1 protein-coding gene is annotated in these 20,019 nt (G+C 75.6%); it reads left to right on the top strand.

Annotated features, from left to right (window positions below; genetic code table 11):
* The first annotated feature begins 9 nt into the window (after positions 1–9).
* Positions 10–19,947 carry a non-ribosomal peptide synthase/polyketide synthase gene (locus ACFYMM_RS21810; RefSeq protein ID WP_388388980.1) on the top strand — a complete coding sequence of 6,646 codons (19,938 nt, stop codon included), beginning with the start codon at positions 10–12 and terminating at the stop codon, positions 19,945–19,947.
* Positions 19,948–20,019 lie beyond the last annotated feature (72 nt).

Here is a 20,019-nt window from a genome sequence, read left to right on the forward strand (position 1 = left end):
CCGACGACCATGACGTCTTCGAAGCGTTCGATGCGAGACCGGGCCGAGGCCCTGCCCGGCGACCTCCAGGAGGCGATGCGCCGCCGGCTGGCCGGACGGGCCGGAGCCGCCCGGACCATCCCGCGCGCGGACCGCGACCGCCCGCTGCCCCTGTCGTACGCCCAGCAGCGCCTGTGGTTCCTGGACCGGCTGCGGCCCGGCGACCCCCGCTACAACAGCGCGGTCGCGGTGCGGCTCACCGGGCCGCTGGACCGTGAGGCGCTCCAGCGGGCGCTGGACGCCGTGGTGGCACGCCACGAGTCGCTGCGGACCACGTTCGAGGAGAGCGACGGCCGGCCGGCCCAGACCGTCGCCGAGGCGGGAGCGGTCCCCCTCCCGCTCCGGGACCTCACCGCTCCCGAGACCCTCGATGCCGCCCTGCTCGCCGAGTACTCCCGCCCCTTCGACCTGCGGCGGGGGCCGCTGCTGCGCGCCCTGCTGCTGCGCGAGTCGGACACCGAGCACGTCCTCCTGCTGACCGCGCACCACATCGTCACCGACGGCTGGTCGATGGGCGTGGTCCTGGACGAACTGTGCACCGCCTACGACGCGCTGGCCCGGGGCGCGGCACCGGACCTGCCGCAGGTGGCGACCCAGTACCCCGACTTCGCCGTCTGGCAGCGCGAGCAGCTCTCCGGGCCCCGCCTGGAACGGCATCTCGCCTACTGGAAAGCACAGTTGAGCGGTGCCGTGGCCACGCCGCTGCCGCTGGACCGCGCCCGGCGCGGCGAGGAGTCGGGCCCGGGAGCCGTCCACACCTTCACCGTCCCCGAGCACCTCACCACCCGGCTGCGGGAACTCGCCACCCAGCAGCACACCACCCTGTACACCGCCCTGGTCGCCGCCACCCAGGCGCTGCTGGCCCGCTGGTCCGGCCAGGACGACATCACCGTGGGCTCCCTGACCCCCGGACGGTCCCGCACCGACCTCGAACGGACCGTCGGCTTCTTCGTCAACACGGTGGTGCTGCGCACCCCGGTGGAGGCGTCCGGCTCGTTCCGCGACCTGCTCGGCAGAGCCGCCGAGACCGTCAACGACGCCTTCGCCCACGGCGACACCCCCTTCGAGCGGCTCGTGGAGGCGGCCGGCGTCCGCCGGGAGGCGGGCCGCAACCCGCTGTTCGACGTGATGGTCCTGCTGCACCCGGACCCGCCGGCCGCGACCGCCCCGCACGGACTGGACGTCTCGGCGGTCCCCGTCCCCCGGCAGGCGGCCACCTTCGACCTGAGCGTGGAGTTCGTACCCGACGGCGGCGCCCTGACCGGCCTCCTGGAGTACCGCACCGACCTGTTCGACGACGCCACCGTCCAGCGGATGGCCGGGCAACTGCTGCGCCTCCTGGAGGGCGCCGCCGACGGACCCGACCGGCCGCTCGGCACCCTGCCCCTGCTGTCCCCGCACGAGCTGCGCCAGGTGACGCTGGACTGGAACGGCACCGCGCTCCCCGTCGAGGACACCACCTACCCGGAGATCTTCGAGCGCCGGGCGGCGCGCACCCCGGACGCCCTCGCCCTGGTCGCCGGGGAGGAACGGCTGGACTACGCGACGCTCAACGCCCGCGCCAACCGGCTCGCCCACCACCTCGTCGCCCTCGGCGCCGGCCCCGAACGGCTGGTCGCGCTGCGGTTGCCGCGCACCGCCGACATGATCGTGGCGATCCTCGCCGTGTGGAAGGCGGGCGCCGGCTACCTGCCGCTGGACCCCGCCCTGCCCGAGGAGCGGGTCAAGTACCTGCTGGACGACGCCCGGCCGGCGCTCGTCCTCGACGAGGCCGCCCTGCGGACGGTGCCCGCCGGCGCCCCGGACACCGACCCGTCCGACGCCGACCGCCGCGCACCGCTGCACCCGCAGCACACCGCGTACGTCATCTACACCTCCGGCTCGACCGGCCGCCCCAAGGGCGTCGCCGTCGCACACCGCTCGGCGGTGAACCTGCTGGCCGCCCACCGCGCGGGGTTCGTCGCCGAGGCCGGCGGCGGCCCGCTGCGGGTGGCCCTGACCGCCTCGTTCTCCTTCGACACCTCCCTCGAAGGCGTGCTGCTGATGGCCGACGGCCACCCGCTGCACCTGGTGGACGAGGTGACCCGGATGGACCCGGCGGCCCTCGTCGAGTACGTCGTCGCGCACCGCGTCGACTTCCTCGACCTGACCCCGTCCTACCTCCGGCAACTGCTGCCCGCCGGGCTGCTCACCGACCCGCGGCACCACCCCCGGGTGCTGATGCTCGGCGGCGAGGCCGTCGGACCCGGCCTCTGGCGCGAACTGGCCGCACACCCGGGCGTGGCCGCCTACAACTTCTACGGCCCCACCGAGTGCACGGTCGACGCGCTGGCCTGCCGCATCGAGGGCGGCGAACGCCCCCTGGTGGGACGCCCGCTGCCCAACGTCCGCGCCTACGTCCTCGACGACCGGCTCCAGCCGGTACCGGCCGGCGTCGGCGGCGAACTGTACCTCGCCGGTGAGCAGGTCGCCCGCGGCTACGCCGGGCGCCCGGGCCTGACCGCGGCGCGCTTCCCGGCCGACCCCTTCGGACCGGCCGGCACCCGTATGTACCGCACCGGCGACCTGGCCCGCTGGACCGCCGACGGACGCCTCGACTACCTCGGGCGCGCCGACGACCAGGTCAAGGTGCGCGGCCACCGCGTCGAGCCGGGCGAGATCGAGGCGGCGCTGCTCGACCTGCCGGAGGTCTCCGCCGCCGCGGTCGTCGCCGTACCCGACCCGAACGGCCACCTCCGCCTGGCCGCCTACGTCGTACCCGCCCCCGGCGCCGCCGGACCCGCCCCCCGCGAACTGCGGGCGGCCCTGCGGAACGTGCTGCCCGACCACATGGTTCCGTCGTCCTTCACGGCACTCGCCGCGCTGCCGCTGACCACCAGCGGCAAACTGGACCGCCGTGCCCTGCCCGCACCCGACCAGGAGGGCGAGCGGCAGCGGGAGTTCGTCGCCCCGCGCAACCCCGACGAGGAGACCCTGGCCGGCATCTGGGCCGAGGTGCTCGGCCTCGCGCGAGTGGGCGTCACCGACAACTTCTTCGAGCTGGGCGGCGACTCGATCCTGAGCATCCAGGCCGTCTCCCGGGCCCGCGCGGCCGGCCTGCGGCTCGACTCCCAGGACGTCTTCCGCCACCAGACCGTGGCCGACCTGGCCGCGGCCGCGGGCGGCCGTGCCCGCACCGCCGTACGGACCCCCCGCCGGACCGAGGCCGACGGTCCCGCACCGCTGACCCCCGTGCAGGAGTGGTTCTTCGCCACGCACGGCGCGCTGCGCCACTTCAGCATGTCGATGCTGCTCGACCTGCCGCACGACCTCGACGAGCGGGCACTGGAACGGGCCCTGGAGGCCGTCGTCGCCGGGCACCCGGCGCTGGCCACCCGGTTCACCCGCCTCGCGGGCACCTGGCGCCAGCAGCCCGGTGCGGGGCCGGTCACCGGGCTGATGACCCGCCGGGACCTGCCCGGAGCCGTGGAAGCCGCCGAGGCCGCCCGCGCCGAGGCCGCGGACGCCGCCCGGGCGGCCCTGGACCCGGCCACCGGAGCCCTGCTGCGTGCGGTACTGCTGCTGGGCGACGACAGACCACAGCTGTTCCTGACCGCCCATCACCTCGCCGTGGACAGCGTCTCCTGGCGCGTGCTGCTCACGGACCTCGAACAGGCCTACCGGCAGTCGGCGGCGGGCCAGGAACCCCGGCTGGATCCCGAGGCGACGCCGTTCACCGACTGGGCGCACCAGCTGTCCGCACGCGTGCGGGCCGGTGCCCTCGACGACGACCTGCCGTACTGGACGGCCGAAACCGCCGCACCGCGCACCCCGCTGCCCGTGGACCACCCCGGCACACCCCTCGCCGGGTCCGTGCGCACCGTCCGAAGCCGGCTGGACCGGGCCACCACCGAGGCGCTGCTGCGCAGGGTGCCCGGGGTCTACCGCACCCAGGTCAACGACGTACTGCTCAGCGCGCTGGGCCGGGTGCTGGCCGACTGGGCGGGCGCCGAGCGGGTGACCGTCGCCCTGGAGGGCCACGGCCGCGAGGACCACCTGGTGGAGGACGCCGACCTGGCGCGGACGGTCGGCTGGTTCACCACCCAGTACCCCGTCACCCTCACCCCGGCCGGACCGCCGGGAGCACCGGACTGGGGGGCCACGCTCAAGGCCGTCAAGGAGCGGCTGCGGGCCGTGCCCGGGCGCGGCCTGAGCTACGAGGCGCTGGCCCGACTCGGCTCCCCGGACGCGTCCGGCCGGCCCCTGCGGGACGTGCCGCTTTCCCAGGTCTGCTTCAACTACCACGGACAGTGGGCTGCTTCCCAGGGGCGTGACTTCGCCCCCGCCGGCGAGGTACCGGGCCGGGACACCGCCCCGGACGAGCCGCTGGATCACCTCCTCGACGTGTCGGCCGTGGTGAGCGACGGCGAACTGGAGATCACCTGGCACTACAGCGACCAGGTGCACGAGGCGGACACCGTCCGCGGCCTGGCGGACGGCATGGTCAGCGCCCTGACGTCCATCACCGAGCACTGCGCCCGCCCCGACGCCGGCGGACGCACCCCCTCCGACTTCCCGCTGGCCCGCCTGGACCAGGCCGGCGTGGACCGCCTCGTCGGTGACGGGCGGGACGTGGAGGACCTGCTGCCGCTCACCCCGCTGCAGGAGGGCATGCTCTTCCACCGCCTGGTGGGCGGCCCGGACGACGTCTACGTCGACCAGGCCGCGCTGCTGCTGGAGGGGGTCGGCGACCCCGACGCCCTCGCCGTCGCCTGGCAGCGGGTCACCGACCGCACCCCCGCCCTGCGTACCTCCGTGGTCTGGGAAGGCGTACCCGTTCCGCTCCAGGCGGTGCACCGCGCCGTCCGCGTGCCGGTGACCCGGCTGGACTGGCGCGACGCGGACCCCGGAGAGCGGGCCGAGCGGCTGGCCCGGCTGCGCGCCGACGACCTGGCGCGCGGCCTCGACCTCGGCACCGCGCCCCTGATGCGGCTCACCCTGGTGCGGCTGCCCGACGCGCGCCTGTACCTGCTGTGGACCTCCCACCACCTGATCCTGGACGGCTGGAGTCTCGCCCAGGTACTCACCGACGTGTTCGAGGAGTACGCGGCGCTCACCACCGGCACCGAGAGCGAACCGCCCGTGCGCCGCCCCTTCGGCGACTACGTGCGCTGGCTGGCCGGCCAGGACGGCGGTGCCGCCCGCGAACACTGGAAGGGCGTCCTCGACGGCTTCGCCACGCCCACCCCGCTGCCCGTCGACCGGGTCCGCCGCGAGGCGCACCGGGCCCGCTCCGCCGGCGTGCACACGGCCGGGCTGTCCGAGGAGGTCTCCGCTCGGCTCGCGCGCACCGCCCGGGAGACCGGCCTGACGCTGGGCACCGTGGTCCAGGGCGCCTGGGCCCTCCTGCTGTCCCGCTACAGCGCCGAACCGGACGTGGTGTTCGGAACCACCGTCGCCGGACGCCCCGACGACCTGCCCGGCGTCGAGTCGATGGTCGGGATGTTCATCAACACCCTGCCGACGCGGGTCCGGGTGGACGGCGACCGCACCGCCACCGCCTGGCTCCGTGACCTGCAGCAGGCGCAGGCCGAGGCACGGCGCTTCGCCGCGGTGTCCCTCGCCGAACTGACCGCGCTGAGTGACGTGCCCTCCGGCAGCGCGCTGTTCGACAGCATGGTCGCCTTCGAGAACTACCCCTTCGACGACACCCGCACGGCGGCCTCGGGCGTCCGCCTGGCCGACGTCTCCTCCAGGGACGCCACCAACTACCCGCTGGTGCTGCGCGCCTACCAGGGCGAACGGTTCGGCTTCGACCTCGCCTACGACCCCGGGCTGTTCGACGCCGCCACCGTGCGGGCCCTCGCCGACCGGCTGTGCCTGCTGCTCACCGAGCTGGCCGACGACCCCGGCCGGCCGCTGCGCGCCCTGGCCTGGACGACCGCCGAGGAGCGGCGGCGGATGCTGGCCGACTGGAACGGCACCGCCCAGGGCCGGCCCGCCCAGACCCTGGTGGACCTCTTCGAGGCCCAGGCCGCCCGCACCCCCGGCGCCGAGGCCGTCACCTGCGGCGACGACCGCGTCGACTACGCCACCCTGGACGCGCGGGCGGGCCGCCTCGCCCACCGGCTGGCCGAACTCGGCGCGGCACCCGAGCGGTTCGTGGCCCTCGCGCTGCCCCGCTCCGTCGACCTGGTCGTCGGCGTGCTCGCCGTCCTCAAGACGGGTGCCGCCTACCTGCCCGTCGACCCGGGGCTGCCCGCCGACCGGATCTCGCGGCTGCTGGCGGACGCCGGACCGGTCGCGCTGGTGACGACCACGGAGGCCGCCGCACGGGCCGAGGGCACCGGCGTGCCCGTCCTGGCGCTGGACGACCCGGCCGTCCGCGCGGACCTGGCACACCGCCCGGCCGCCGGCCCGGAGGACCCGGCCCGCCGCCCGCTGCCGGAGAGCCCCGCCTACGCCATCTACACCTCCGGCTCCACCGGCCGCCCCAAGGGGGTGGTGATACCGCACGCCAACGTGGTGCGGCTGTTCACCCGCACCCACGACCGGTTCGGCTTCGACGAACACGACGTGTGGACGCTGTTCCACTCCTACGCCTTCGACTTCTCGGTGTGGGAGCTGTGGGGGCCGCTGCTGTACGGCGGCCGGCTCGTCGTCGTCCCCGAGGACACCGCCCGCTCCCCGGAGGACTTCCTGCGCCTGCTCGCCGACGAACAGGTCACCGTCCTCAACCAGACACCGTCCGCGTTCTACCCGCTGGCCCGCGCCGACGCCGAACACCCCGCCACCGGCGACCGGCTGGCGCTGCGCACGGTGATCTTCGGCGGTGAGGCACTGGACGTGACCCGGCTCGCCGGCTGGTACGACCGGCACCCGGACACCGCCCCGCGCCTGGTGAACATGTACGGCATCACCGAGACGACGGTGCACGTCACCTACGCCCCGCTGGACCGCGCCACCGCCCGTGCCGGCGGCCCGGCCCCCATCGGCACGGGCATACCCGACCTGCGCGTCTACGTCCTCGACGGCCGCCTGACCCCGGTACCGCCGGGCGCCGTCGGCGAGATGTACGTGGCGGGGGAGGGCCTGGCCCGCGGCTACCTCGACCGGCCGGGTCTGACCGCGACCCGCTTCGTGGCCGACCCGTTCGGCGGGCCCGGCACCCGGATGTACCGCACCGGCGACCGGGCCCGGTGGCGGGCCGACGGCACCCTCGAATACCTGGGGCGTGCCGACCAGCAGGTGAAGATCCGCGGCTATCGCATCGAGCCCGGCGAGATCGAGGCCGCCCTGCACACCCATCCCGGCGTGAGCGCCGCCACCGTGGGCGTGTACGAGGACGCCTCCGGCACCCGGCGTCTGGTGGCGCACGTCGTCGGCACCGGCAGCGGCGAGAACGCGGCCCCGCCGCCGGCCGCCGCCGAACTCCGCGCGCACCTGGAGCGGCTGCTGCCCGCCCACATGGTGCCCGCCGCCTACGTGCCGATGACCGCACTGCCGCTCACCGTCAACGGCAAGCTCGACCGGCGCGCGCTGCCCGCGCCCGGCCCGGACGGCTTCGCGGCCGGCCAGGACCGTACCGCGCCCCGCACGCCCGCCGAGCGCGCGGTCGCCGCCGCCTGGACGGATGTGCTCGACACCGACGAAGTGGGCGCCGACGACGACTTCTTCGCGCTCGGCGGCGACTCCATCCTGGCCGTCCGCGTCACCTCCCGGCTCCGCGCGGCCTTCGGGGCGGACGTCTCGCCCCGGCTGCTGTTCACCCACCCGACGCTGTCCGGCCTGGCCGCCGCCCTGGGCGACCCGGGCGGGGAGCCGCACCCGTCCGCCGACGCCATCCCGGCCGCGGACCCGGACACCGCGCCGCCGCTGTCGTACGCCCAGCAGCGCCTGTGGTTCCTCGACCGCTTCGAGCCGGGCAGCACCGAGTACACGACCCTGTCGGTGCTCCGGCTGCGCGGCCCGCTCGACGTGCCCGCCCTGCGCGCGGCCCTGGACGGCCTGGTGGCCCGGCACGAGACGCTGCGCACCACGTTCGCCGAGCAGGACGGCCGCGTCCGGCAGGACGTGCGCCCGCCGCACCCGGTCGAGCTGACCGCGGACGACCTCACGGGACAGCCGCCGGCCGCCCTCGACGCGCTCCTGGAACGCGAGGCCGCCACCCCCTTCGACCTGGGCGCCGGGCCGCTGCTGCGGGCCCGGCTGGCCCGGCTGGCCGACGACGGGCACGTGCTCGTGCTGGCCGTGCACCACATCGCCACCGACGGCTGGTCCATGGGCGTCCTGGGCCGGGACCTGGGCGAGTTGTACACGGCGGCACTCGAGGACCGCCGCCCCCGGCTGCCCGCACTCCCCGTGCGCTACACCGACTACGCCACCTGGCAGCGCGCCCGCACGGACCGCGCCGAGGCGGACCTCGCGTACTGGCGCCGGGCGCTGGACGCGGTGACGCCCCTGGAGCTGCCCACCGACCGGCCGCGGCCGGCCGTACGCACCCGCGACGGCGCCCTGGTGACCTTCCGGCTGCCCGCCGCGCTGACCGAGCGGCTGCGCGAGACCGGACGGCGCGGCGACGCCACCCTCTACATGACCCTGCTGACGGCCTGCCAGGTCCTGCTGGCCCGCTGGGCCGGTCAGGAGGACATCACCGTCGGAACCGTCGGCGCGGGCCGAGAGCGGCCCGAACTGCACGACGTGGTCGGCATGTTCGTCAACACACTGGTGCTGCGCGCCCGGGTGCGCCCGCACCTGTCCTTCCGTGAACTGCTGGCCGAGGTGCGCGCCACCGTCCTGGACGCGTTCGCCCACCAGGAGGTCCCCTTCGAACGGCTGGTGGACGCCCTCCAGCCCGAGCGGGACACCAGTCGTACGCCCCTGTTCCAGGTCATGGTCGCACTGCACAACCTGGGTGCCCAGGCACCCGTGCTGCCCGGCCTGGAGGTGGAGCCGCTGACCCCGCCGGTCCGCAACGCCACCTTCGACCTCGCCTTCGACTTCGTGGAACACGACGGCGGCCTCACCGGCTACCTGGAGTACAACACCGGCCTGTTCGACGCGGACACCGCCGAGCGGCTGGCCGCACGGCTGCGGATCCTGCTGGAGGCGGCGGCCGAGAACCCGGCCGGCGCGGTCGGCACCCTGCCCCTGATGACCGCCGCCGAACAGGAGCAGGCGCTCCGGCAGGCGCGGGGCGGACAGCTGCCGGTGGCGGACACCACCTTCACCGCCCTGTTCGAGGCCCAGGCCGCCCGGTCGCCCCGCGCCACCGCCCTGGTGGCCCGCGACGCCACCCTGGACTTCGCCGAACTGAACACACGGGCCAACCGGCTCGCCCACCACCTGATCGCCCAGGGCGCCGGCCCCGAGCGGGTGGTCGCCGTCCGGCTGCCGCGCACCTCCGACCTGCTGGTGGCGCTGTTCGCGGTGCTCAAGGCGGGGGCCACCCTGCTCTGCCTCGACCCGGAACTGCCCGAGGAGCGCGCCGCCTTCCTCATCGAGGACGCCGCCCCGCACACCGTCCTCACCCCCGAGACGCTGCGCGGGATCCCGTGGGACCGGCCGGCCGACCACAACCCCACCGACGCCGACCGCACCCGGCCGCTGCTCCCGCGGCACACCGCCTACATCGTCTACACCTCCGGCTCCACCGGCCGCCCCAAGGGCGTCGCGGTGGAACACCGGCACCTGGTCAACCTCTGCCACGACCACCGCGAAGGGCTGGTCGCGCCGCACACCGCGGACGGGCACCGGCTGCGGGCCGCGCTCAGCGCGTCGTTCTCCTTCGACACCAGCTGGGAGGGACCCCTGCTGCTCGCCCTCGGCCAGGAGGTCCACCTGATCGACGACGACGTACGCCTGGACCCGCAGGCGTTCTGCGCCCAGGTCGCCGACAGCCGCCTGGACCTGGTGAACGTCACCCCGTCCTTCCTGCGGGAACTCCTGTCCGCCGGGCTGCTCGCGCCCGGCCGCCACCACCCGCGCCTGCTGCTGGCCGGCGGCGAGGCCGTCTCCGCCGCCACCTGGCGGGAGCTGTGCGCGGCCCGGGACCTCGGCGTCAGCGCGTACAACATGTACGGGCCCACCGAGTGCACCGTCGACGCCGTCTACGGCCGCTGCACCGACCGCCCCGACCGTCCGGTCATCGGCCGCCCCGGCCGCAACCTTGCCGCGTACGTCCTCGACGGCGCCCTGCGGCCGGTGCCGCCGGGTGTGCCCGGAGAGCTGTACCTGGCCGGTGCCCAGGTCGCCCGCGGCTACCTGAACCGGCCCGGTCTGACCGCCGCCCGCTTCCTGCCCGACCCCTTCGGGGCGCCGGGGGAGCGGATGTACCGCACGGGCGACCGGGCCCGCCGGGGCGCGGACGGGCTGCTGGAGTTCCTCGGCCGGGTCGACGAGCAGGTCAAGATCCGCGGGTTCCGCATCGAACCCGGCGAGGTGGAGGCCGCCCTCCTCGACCACCCGGACGTCGCCGACGCCGCGGTGGCCGCACGCGAACACGCCGGCCGCCTGATGCTCGTCGCCTACCTGGTGCCGGTTGCCGCGGACCGGGTCCCGGCCGCCGACGAGCTACGGGTGCGGCTGCGGCGCGCGCTGCCCGACCACATGGTGCCCGCCGCCTTCGTCCCGCTGGACCGGATCCCGCGTACCACCAGCGGCAAGACCGACCGGCGCGCGCTGCCCGCACCCCCCGCCCAGCCCGACAGCGCCACCCCGTACGTGGCGCCCCGGCCCGGCACCGAGGAGCGGCTGGCCGCGATCTGGGCCGAGGTCCTGGGCGTCGAACGGGTGGGCGCGCGCGACAATTTCTTCGCGCTCGGCGGCGACTCCATCCTCAGCATCCAGATCGTCTCCCGGGCCCGGCAGACCGGACTCGCCCTCACCACCAAGGACGTCTTCCGGCACCAGACCGTCGCCGAACTGGCCCTGTGCGCCGGCGAGATGACCGGGCGCCCGGCCGCCACCGGCGACACCCCGCCCGGCGAGGCGCCGCTCACCCCGATCCAGCACTGGTACCTCGACGGGCGCGGTCCCGGCGACCGGCTGCGGTTCACCATGACCCAGCGCCTGGAACTCGCCCCCGGCACCGACCCGTCGGCGCTGGCCCTGGCCACCGACGCCCTCGTGCGCCGGCACGCGGCCCTGCGCACCCGGTTCCGCACGACCGGCACCGGCTGGCGGCAGGAGATCCTGGCCGAGGCGCCGGAAGCCGTCTTCACCCGGTACGACACGAGCGGACTCGCCCCCGAGGCGCTGGAGGCGGAGGTGGGGCGGGCCACGGACGAGGCACAGGCCTCCCTCGACCCCACCGAGGGCCGGGTCGCGCGTGTACTGTTCTTCGACCGCGGCCGGCGCGACCCCGGGCAGCTCGTCGTCACCGTCCACCACCTGGCCGTCGACGGCGTCTCCTGGCGCATCCTGCTCGCCGACCTGGAGAGCGGGTACCGCGGCGCGACGGCCGGCCGGCCCGTCCAACTGCCGGACGCGAGTACCTCCCACGGCCACTGGGCCACCCGGCTGGAACAGCACACCCGCTCCGGCGCCCTGGACGCCGACCTCCCCTACTGGACCCGCACCTGCGAGGCCCCGGCCGCCCTGCCCCGGTCAGCGCCCGGCCCCCACACCCACGGCACCGCCGCCACCGTCACCGTGAGCCTGGAGGCGGAGGTGACCGACGCGCTGCTGCGCCAGGTCCCCGAGGTGTACCGCACCCAGGTCAACGACGTCCTCCTCAGCGCTCTGGGCCGCACCCTGGCCCGCTGGTGCGGGCGCGACACCGTGCTGGTCGGCGTGGAGGGCCACGGCCGCGAGGACCTCTTCGACGACGTGGACCTGTCGCGGACGGTGGGCTGGTTCACCGCCGAGTTCCCCCTCGCCCTCAGCGTCGACCCCACCGCCGGCTGGCACGACACCCTCCGCTCGGTCAAGGAGCAGGTGCGCGCCGTGCCCTCGCACGGCCTGAGCTACGGAGCGCTGCGGCACCTGCTGCCCGGCAGCCCGCTGGCCGGCGCCCCCGCCCCGCAGGTCGGCTTCAACTACCACGGCCGGTGGGACGCGGGCAGCACCGGCGCCGACGGCCTCTACCGCGCGGCCCTGCCTCCGGCCGGCCGCGACACCGACCCGGACGAACCCCGCGGCTACCTGCTGGACATCACGGGCGTGATCCAGCAGGGACGCCTGGAACTGGGCTGGACCTACCCCACGGCCGTCTACGACGAGGGCACCGTCCGGCAGCTGGCCGAGGAGATGTGCGAGGCCCTGCGCGACATCGCGGCCCACTGCGCCCGCCCCGGCGCCGGCGGCCGCACCCCGTCCGACTTCCCCCTCGCCCGGCTCACCCAGGACCGGATCGACCGGCTCGTCGGCGACGGACGGCACGTCGAGGACGTACTGCCGCTCTCCCCGCTGCAGTCCGGCATGCTCTTCCACGGGCTCGTCGACTCCGCGGGCGCCTACTTCGACCGGACGGCCGTACGACTGTCCGGGGTGGCCGACCCCCGCGCCTTCGCCGAGGCCTGGCAGCAGGTCGCCGACCGCACACCGGCGCTGCGCACCAGCGTGCACTGGCGGGGCCTGCCGCACCCGGTCCAGGTGGTCCACCGGCGCGCCGAACTGCCCGTGACCCACCTCGACTGGCGCCGGCTGACACCACGGCGGCGGGCGGAGGAGACCCAGCGGCTGCTCGCCGAGGACCGTGCCGTGGAGATGGACCTGACCACCGCGCCGCTCACCCGCCTCACCCTGGCCGCGCTGCCCGGCGACGAGGTGCTGATGCTGTGGTCCACCCACCACATCGCCCTGGACGGCTGGAGCACCGGCCTGCTGCTCACCGAGGTGTGCGAGCGCTACGCCGCCCTGACCGGCGGCCCGGACGCGGCACCGCCGGCCAGGCGGCCGTTCGCGGACTTCCTGCGCTGGCTCGACGGCCAGGACGAGGAGGAGGCCGAGCGGCACTGGGCCGGCACCCTGGCCGGTTTCACCGCGCGCACCCCGCTGCCGTACGACCGGCCGCCGGCCGAGGCGCACCGCGCCCGCTCCGCCATGGCCGTCCACCACGAGCTGGACGAGGACCTCTCCCAGCGGCTGCGGGAGACCGCGGCCCGCGCCGGACTGACCGTCAACACCGTGGTGGAGGGCGCCTGGGCGCTGCTGCTGGCCCAGTACAGCGGCCACCAGGACGTGGTCTTCGGCACCACCGTCTCCGGCCGCCCGGCCGAACTGCCCGGCGTCGACACCATGATCGGCATGTTCATCAACACCGTGCCCGCCCGGGTCCGCATCCCCGCCTCGGGCGTACTGCCCTGGCTGCGGGACCTGCAGGACCGGCAGAGCGACAGCCGCCGCTTCGACCACGTCGCCCTGTCCCGCATCCACGCGCTCAGCGACGTACCGGCCGGTGAGGCCCTGTTCGACAGCATGCTGGTGTTCGAGAACTACCCGGTCGACGAGTCGGCCGCCGCCCGGACCGGCGTACGCGTGGAGGAGGTGCGGGCCGACGACGCCACCACCTTCCCCTGGTGCCTGCGCGCCCATCTGGCCGAACGCCTCGGCTTCGACCTGGCCTACGACCCCGCGCTGTTCGACCGCGCCACCGTGGAACGCGCCGCGGGCCGGCTGGTCGCCATCCTCACCGCCCTCACCGACGGCGCCGAGCGCGGCATCGGGGAACTCGACCTGCTCACCCGGGCCGACCGGGAACTGCTGGAGACGTGGAACACCACCGCCCGCGAGGCGGCCCCCCGCAGTCCCGTCGACCTGTTCGCCGAGCAGGCGCGCCGCACCCCCGACGCCGTCGCCGTGAGCGAAGGCGGCCGTGAACTGACCTACCGGCAGCTCGCCGACTGGTCGGCGCGGCTCGCCGCCGGGCTGCTGGCCGACGGTCTGGCGGCCGAGGACCGGGTGGCGCTCCTCATGGACCGCTCGGTCGAACTCGTCGTCGCCCAGCTCGCCGTCCTCACGGCGGGCGGCGCCTACGTGCCCGTCGACACCCGGGCTCCCGAGGAGCGCCGCCGTCTTCTGCTCACCCAGGCGGGCGCCGCCGTCGCGCTCACCGCCGAGCAGGTCGCCGCCGCACGGACCCGCGACGCCGACCGGGTAGCGGCGCCCGCCGACCCCGAGCGGCTCGCGTACGTGATGTTCACCTCCGGATCCACCGGACGGCCCAAGGCCGTCGCCGTACGGCACCGCGACGTCGCCGCCCTGGCCACCGACAGCCGCTTCGCGGGCGGCGTCTGCGACCGGGTGCTCCTGCACTCGCCGGTGGCCTTCGACGCGGCCACCTTCGAGGTCTGGGCGCCCCTGCTCAACGGCGGCCGCGTGGTCGTCGCTCCCGGCGAGTCCGTGGACGCGGCGCTGCTGCGGCGGTCGGCCGGGGAGGGCGGGCTGACGGCCCTGTGGCTGACCGCCGGACTCTTCCGGCTGCTGGCCCAGGATGCGCCGGACTGCTTCAGCGGCCTGCGCCAGGTGTGGACCGGCGGAGACGTGGTCCCCGCCGCGGCCGTACGCCGGGTGCTGTCCGCCTGCCCCGGCCTCACCGTCGTGGACGGCTACGGCCCCACCGAGACCACGACCTTCGCCACCTCCTTCGCGCTGACCGACGCGGCGACGGTGCCCGACACCGTGCCCGTCGGCCACCCCCTGGACGAGATGCGCGTCCACGTCCTCGACGGCCGGCTGCGACCCGTCCCGCCGGGCTGCGCGGGCGAGCTGTTCGTGGCCGGCGAGGGCGTCGCCCGCGGCTACCTGGGCCGCCCCGGGGAGAGCGCCGCCCGCTTCCTGGCCGACCCCCTCGGCCCGCCCGGCACCCGCATGTACCGCACCGGCGACCTGGCCCGGCGGCACCCGGACGGCACCGTCGAGTTCCTGGGCCGCGCGGACGACCAGGTGAAGATCCGCGGTTTCCGGGTCGAGCCCGGCGAGGCTGAGGCAGCGCTCGCCGCACACCCGGACGTCACCGACGTGGCCGTACTGGCCCGCGAGGACCGGCCGGGCGCCAAGCGGCTGGTGGCCTACGTGGTCGGCCCGGCCGGCGACGACCCCGACGCACTGCGCTCCTTCGCCGCCCGCGCCCTGCCCGAGTACCTCGTCCCCTCCGCCTTCGTCCCGCTCACCGCCCTCCCGCTGAGCGGCAACGGCAAGGTCGACCGGACGGCCCTCCCGGCGCCCGAGTCCCGTCCCGAGGGCGAGCGGGTCGCACCCCGCACCGAGGCCGAACGCCGCACGGCGGAGGTCTTCGCCGAGGTGCTGGGCACGGCACCGCCCGGGGTGGAGGACGACTTCTTCCAGCTGGGCGGCGACTCCATCCTCAGCATCCGGCTCGCCTCCCGCCTGTCCGAGGAGTTCGGCACCGACCTCACACCCCGGGCGGTGTTCACCCACCCCACACCGGCCGCCCTGGCCCGGCTGCTCACCGGACGGGACGGCGCCCCGGGCACCGGACGCCCCGCCGTCGTCCCCGTCGCCCGGGACGCGGCGGTGCCCATGTCCTACGCCCAGCAACGCCTCTGGTTCCTGGAGGAGTTCGCCCCCGGCGGCGCCGAGTACGTCACCGTGCTCGCGCTGCGCCTGCGCGGCACCCTGGACCCCGACGCCCTCGGGACGGCCCTCACCGCCCTGGTGGCCCGGCACGAGTCGCTGCGCACCACCTTCGACAGCGTCGACGGCCACGGCGTCCAGATCGTCCATCCGCCTCACGACGTGGCGCCGCGCCCGTACGACCTGTCCGGACTGTCCGCGAGCGAACGCGAGCCGGCACTGCGCCGACTGCTCGCCGAAGAGCGCACCCGCCCCTTCGACCTGCGTCAGGGACCGCTGCTGCGCGCCGGCCTGGTGCGCCTGGGCGACGACGAGCACGTCCTGACCCTCACCCTGCACCACATCGTCACCGACGGCTGGTCGAGTTCCGTCCTGCTCGGCGACCTGGCACACCTGTACCGCGCCGAACTCGGAGCCCAGGAAGGCGAACTGCCCGCGCTGCCGGTGCAGTACGCCGACTACGCGCACTGGCAGCGCACGGCCGGCGCCGTCGGCTCGGACGGTCAACTCGCCTACTGGAAGCGCCGGCTGGCCGACATCGAGCCGCTGGAGCTGCCCACCGACCGGCCCCGGCCCGCCGTGCGCACCAGCAACGCGTCGGCCACCCGGCTGGTGCTGCCCGCCCCGACCCTCCGTCGTCTGACCCGGCTCGGCAGGGACCGCGGGACCACCCTGTTCACCACGCTCGTCGCAGCGGCGCAGGCCTACCTGGCCCGGCTCTCCGGCGGTTCGGACATCGCCGTCGGCACCGTCACCTCCGGCCGCGACCGGGCCGAGACACAGCATCTGGTCGGGTTCTTCGTCAACACCCTGGTGCTGCGCTCGCGGGTCGAGGCGGAGCGGCCCTTCACCGACTTCCTCTCGGACGTGCGGCAGACGGTGCTGGACGCCTTCGCCCACCAGGACGTGCCGTTCGAACGGGTGGTGGACGAGGTGCAGCCGGTCCGCGACACCAGCCGCAGCCCCCTCTTCCAGGTCATGGTCGTCCTGCAGAACGCGCCGACGGCCGACGTCGACCTGCCGGGCCTCGACGTGACCGACATCGAACCGGAGCTGGAACAGGCGGCGTTCGACCTCACCCTGGAGTTCACCGAGACGGACTCCGGAGCGCTGCACGGACTGCTCACCTACAACACCGACCTGTTCGACGCGGCCACGGCCGAGAAGATGACCGGCCGGCTCGCCACCTTCCTGACCGCCGTCGCCGACCACCCCCACCGCCCCCTCGGCGCCCTGCCGCTGGCCTCGGACGACGAGTCGAGGGCCCTGATCGGCCAGGGGCGGGGCACCTTCCGGCCGGTGCCCGCGGCGACCCTGCCGGAGCTGTTCGAACGGCAGGCGGCCGAGACACCGGACGCGGTGGCGCTGTCGGACGCCGGCGGCCGGGAGCTGTCGTACGCGGAGCTGGACCGGGCGGCCAACCGGCTGGCCCACGCGCTCATCCGCCGTGGCGTCGGCCCCGAGCGGGTGGTCGCCCTGGTCCTGCCCCGCGCCGCCGAGACCGTGGTGGCGCAGCTCGCCGTCGCCAAGGCCGGCGGCGCCTTCCTGCCCGTCGACCCCAACTACCCGGTGCGGCGACGGGAGTTCATGGTGCGGGACGCGGGCGCCCGGCTGGTCCTCGACGACCCGGCCGAGGTGTGGGTCGCGGACGGACCGGAGACGGCGCCCACCGACGCCGACCGCGCCACCGCCCTGACCCCCGCCCACCCCGCCTACGTCATCTACACCTCCGGGTCCACCGGCACCCCCAAGGGCGTCGTGGTCACCCACCGCGGACTCGCCGGCTTCGCCGCGTCCGCCGCCGCCCAGTACGCCGCCGGACCCGGCGACCGGGTACTGCAGTTCGCCTCGCCCAGCTTCGACGCCTCCGTCCTGGAACTGTGCGTCTCCCTGCTCAGTGGGGCCACCCTGGTGACGGGCGAGGAGGGACCACTCGTCGGCGAGCGGCTGGCCGAGGTGCTCGCCGGCCGGCGCATCAGCCACACGCTGATACCCCCGGCGGCCCTGGCCACCGTGGACCCGGCCACCGCGGGTGCCCTGCCCGGCCTGCGCACCCTGATCGTCGGTGCCGAGGCCTGCCCGGCCGACCTGGTCGAGACCTGGGCCCCCGGCCGCCGGATGATCAACTCGTACGGTCCCACCGAGGCGACGGTGGTGGCCACCTGGACCGGCCCGCTCACCCCGGGCACCGGCGCGCCACCCATCGGCCACCCCGCCGGCGCCACCCGCGTGTACGTCCTCGACGCCGCCCTGCGCCCCGTCCCGCCCGGCGTCACCGGCGAGCTGTACGTGGCCGGCCCCGGCCTGGCCCGCGGCTACCTGGGCCGCCCCGGCCTGACCGCCCGCCGGTTCGTCGCCGACCCGTTCGCCGGGCCGGGGGAGCGGATGTACCGGACCGGCGACCTGGTCCGCTGGACCACCGACGGCCAACTGCGCTTCGCCGGACGCGCGGACGACCAGCTCAAGCTGCGCGGCTTCAGGATCGAGCCGGGCGAGATCGAGAGCGCGCTGCGCCGCAGTCCCCTGGTACGCGACGCGGTGGTCGTCGTACGCGCCGACGGACCGGCCGCGGACGGCCCCGCGCGGCTGGTGGCCTACGTCGTCCCCGCCGACGGCGACCACGAGCGGCTCCCCGTCTCGGAACTCCGCCCCCAGCTCGCCGAGTCGCTGCCGCCGCACATGGTCCCGTCGGTGTTCGTGCCGCTGGAGCGGCTGCCGCTCACCCCGAACGGCAAGACCGACCGGCGCGCCCTGCCCGCACCCGGCCCCGCGCAGATCCTCGCCGGACCGCGGGTGGCACCGCGGACCGACACGGAACGCCGTATCGCCCGCATCTGGGCCGACGTGCTGGGCATCGAGGAGGTCGGCGCGGACGACAACTTCTTCGCCCTCGGCGGCGATTCCATCCTGAGCATGCAGGTGGTGTCACGGCTGCGCCGGGACGGCCTGCACCTCGCGACCCGGGACCTGTTCACGCACCAGACCGTCGCCGAACTCGCCGCCGTCGTACGCACCGCACCCCAGCGCACCGACGACGGCCCGGTCACCGGCGAGGTGCCGCTCACCCCCATCCAGGAGTGGTTCCTGACCACCCCGCGCGCCGCCCACCAGCACTTCAACCAGTCCGCCCTGCTGGAACTCGGCGACGCCCCCGACCCGCGGGCGCTGCGCACCGCCGTGGACGCGCTGCTGGAGCACCACGACGCGCTGCGCATGCGCTTCACCCGCGAGGCCGACGGCTGGCACCAGTTCAACCCGCCGCCCGTCGGCAACGACGGTGTCCTCGTCCACCACGACCTGACCGGACTGTCCGGCGACGAGGCCGACGCGGCCATGGAGAAGGCCGCCGACGAACTGCACGCCGGCTTCGACCTGGAACACGGCCCGCTGCTGCGGGCGGCCCTGTTCACCGGTGACCCGGACCGGCCTGCGTTCCTGCTGCTCGTCGCCCACCACCTGGTCGTCGACGCCGTCTCCTGGCGCATCCTGCGGGACGACCTGGAGACCGCCTACCGGCAGGCCGTACAGGCCGAGCCGATCACCCTGGGGGAGCGCGGCACGAGCTTCCGCGAGTGGGCCAGGCGCCTGTCGGCGTACGTCGCCGAAGGCGGCCTGGACCACGAATTGCCCTACTGGGAGGAGGCGGTGACCGCCGCCCCCGCCCCACCCGCAGACGTCCGGGGCCCCGAGGCGGCACGGACCGCGGCGGTGACCGTGGAACTCGGCGAGGAGGACACGACGGCACTGCTGCGCGCCGCCCCGGTCGCCTACCGCACCCGGGTCAACGACGTGCTGCTGGCCGCGCTCGCGCTGGCGCTGGCCCGCTGGAGCGGACACGACCGGGTCCGCCTCGACCTGGAGGGACACGGGCGCGAGGACCTGCTCGACGGCGTCGACCTCACCCGCACCGTCGGCTGGTTCACCACCGTCCACCCGGTCGCCCTCCAGGTGTCCGACCCGGGCGACCTCGGGCCGGACCGCGACTGGCGGTCCCTGGTGAAGTCGGTACGCCGCCAGCTGCGCGCCGTCCCCGGCAACGGACTGGGCTTCGGCGCCCTGCGCACCTTCGGGCCGCCGGAGGTCCGCGAGCGCCTCGGCACGGCCGCGCTCGGGCAGATGGTGTTCAACTACCTCGGCCAGTGGGACGCCCGCCCGGAGAACGCCGGCGACGGCCTGGTGCGCTTCGAGCACGGTTCCTTCGGCCAGGATCACGACCCCCGGGACAGCGGCTCCCACCTGGTGGAAGTGGTGGGCGCCGTACAGGGCGGCCGGCTCGCCTTCACCTGGCACCACCGTCCCGCCGTGCACGACACGGCGACGGTGCGCCGCGTGGCCGAGGAGTTCGCCGAGGCGCTGCGCCACATCGCCCGGCACGCCCGGGGAGGCCGATGACGCCGGCCCGCCCGCACGGACGGGTGCCGCGACGGGCGCCCCCGCACGGCCCGCGGTCGCCCCGCGCGCCGA

The sequence above is a fragment of the Streptomyces sp. NPDC006739 genome (genome assembly GCF_042869815.1).
In the GTDB taxonomy this organism is placed as follows: Bacteria; Actinomycetota; Actinomycetes; order Streptomycetales; family Streptomycetaceae; genus Streptomyces.

What these genes read in the sequence shown, in the direction of transcription:
- ACFYMM_RS21810 (WP_388388980.1), top strand. Translation starts at nt 10, where the DNA reads ATGACGTCTTCGAAGCGTTCGATGCGAGACCGGGCCGAGGCCCTGCCC.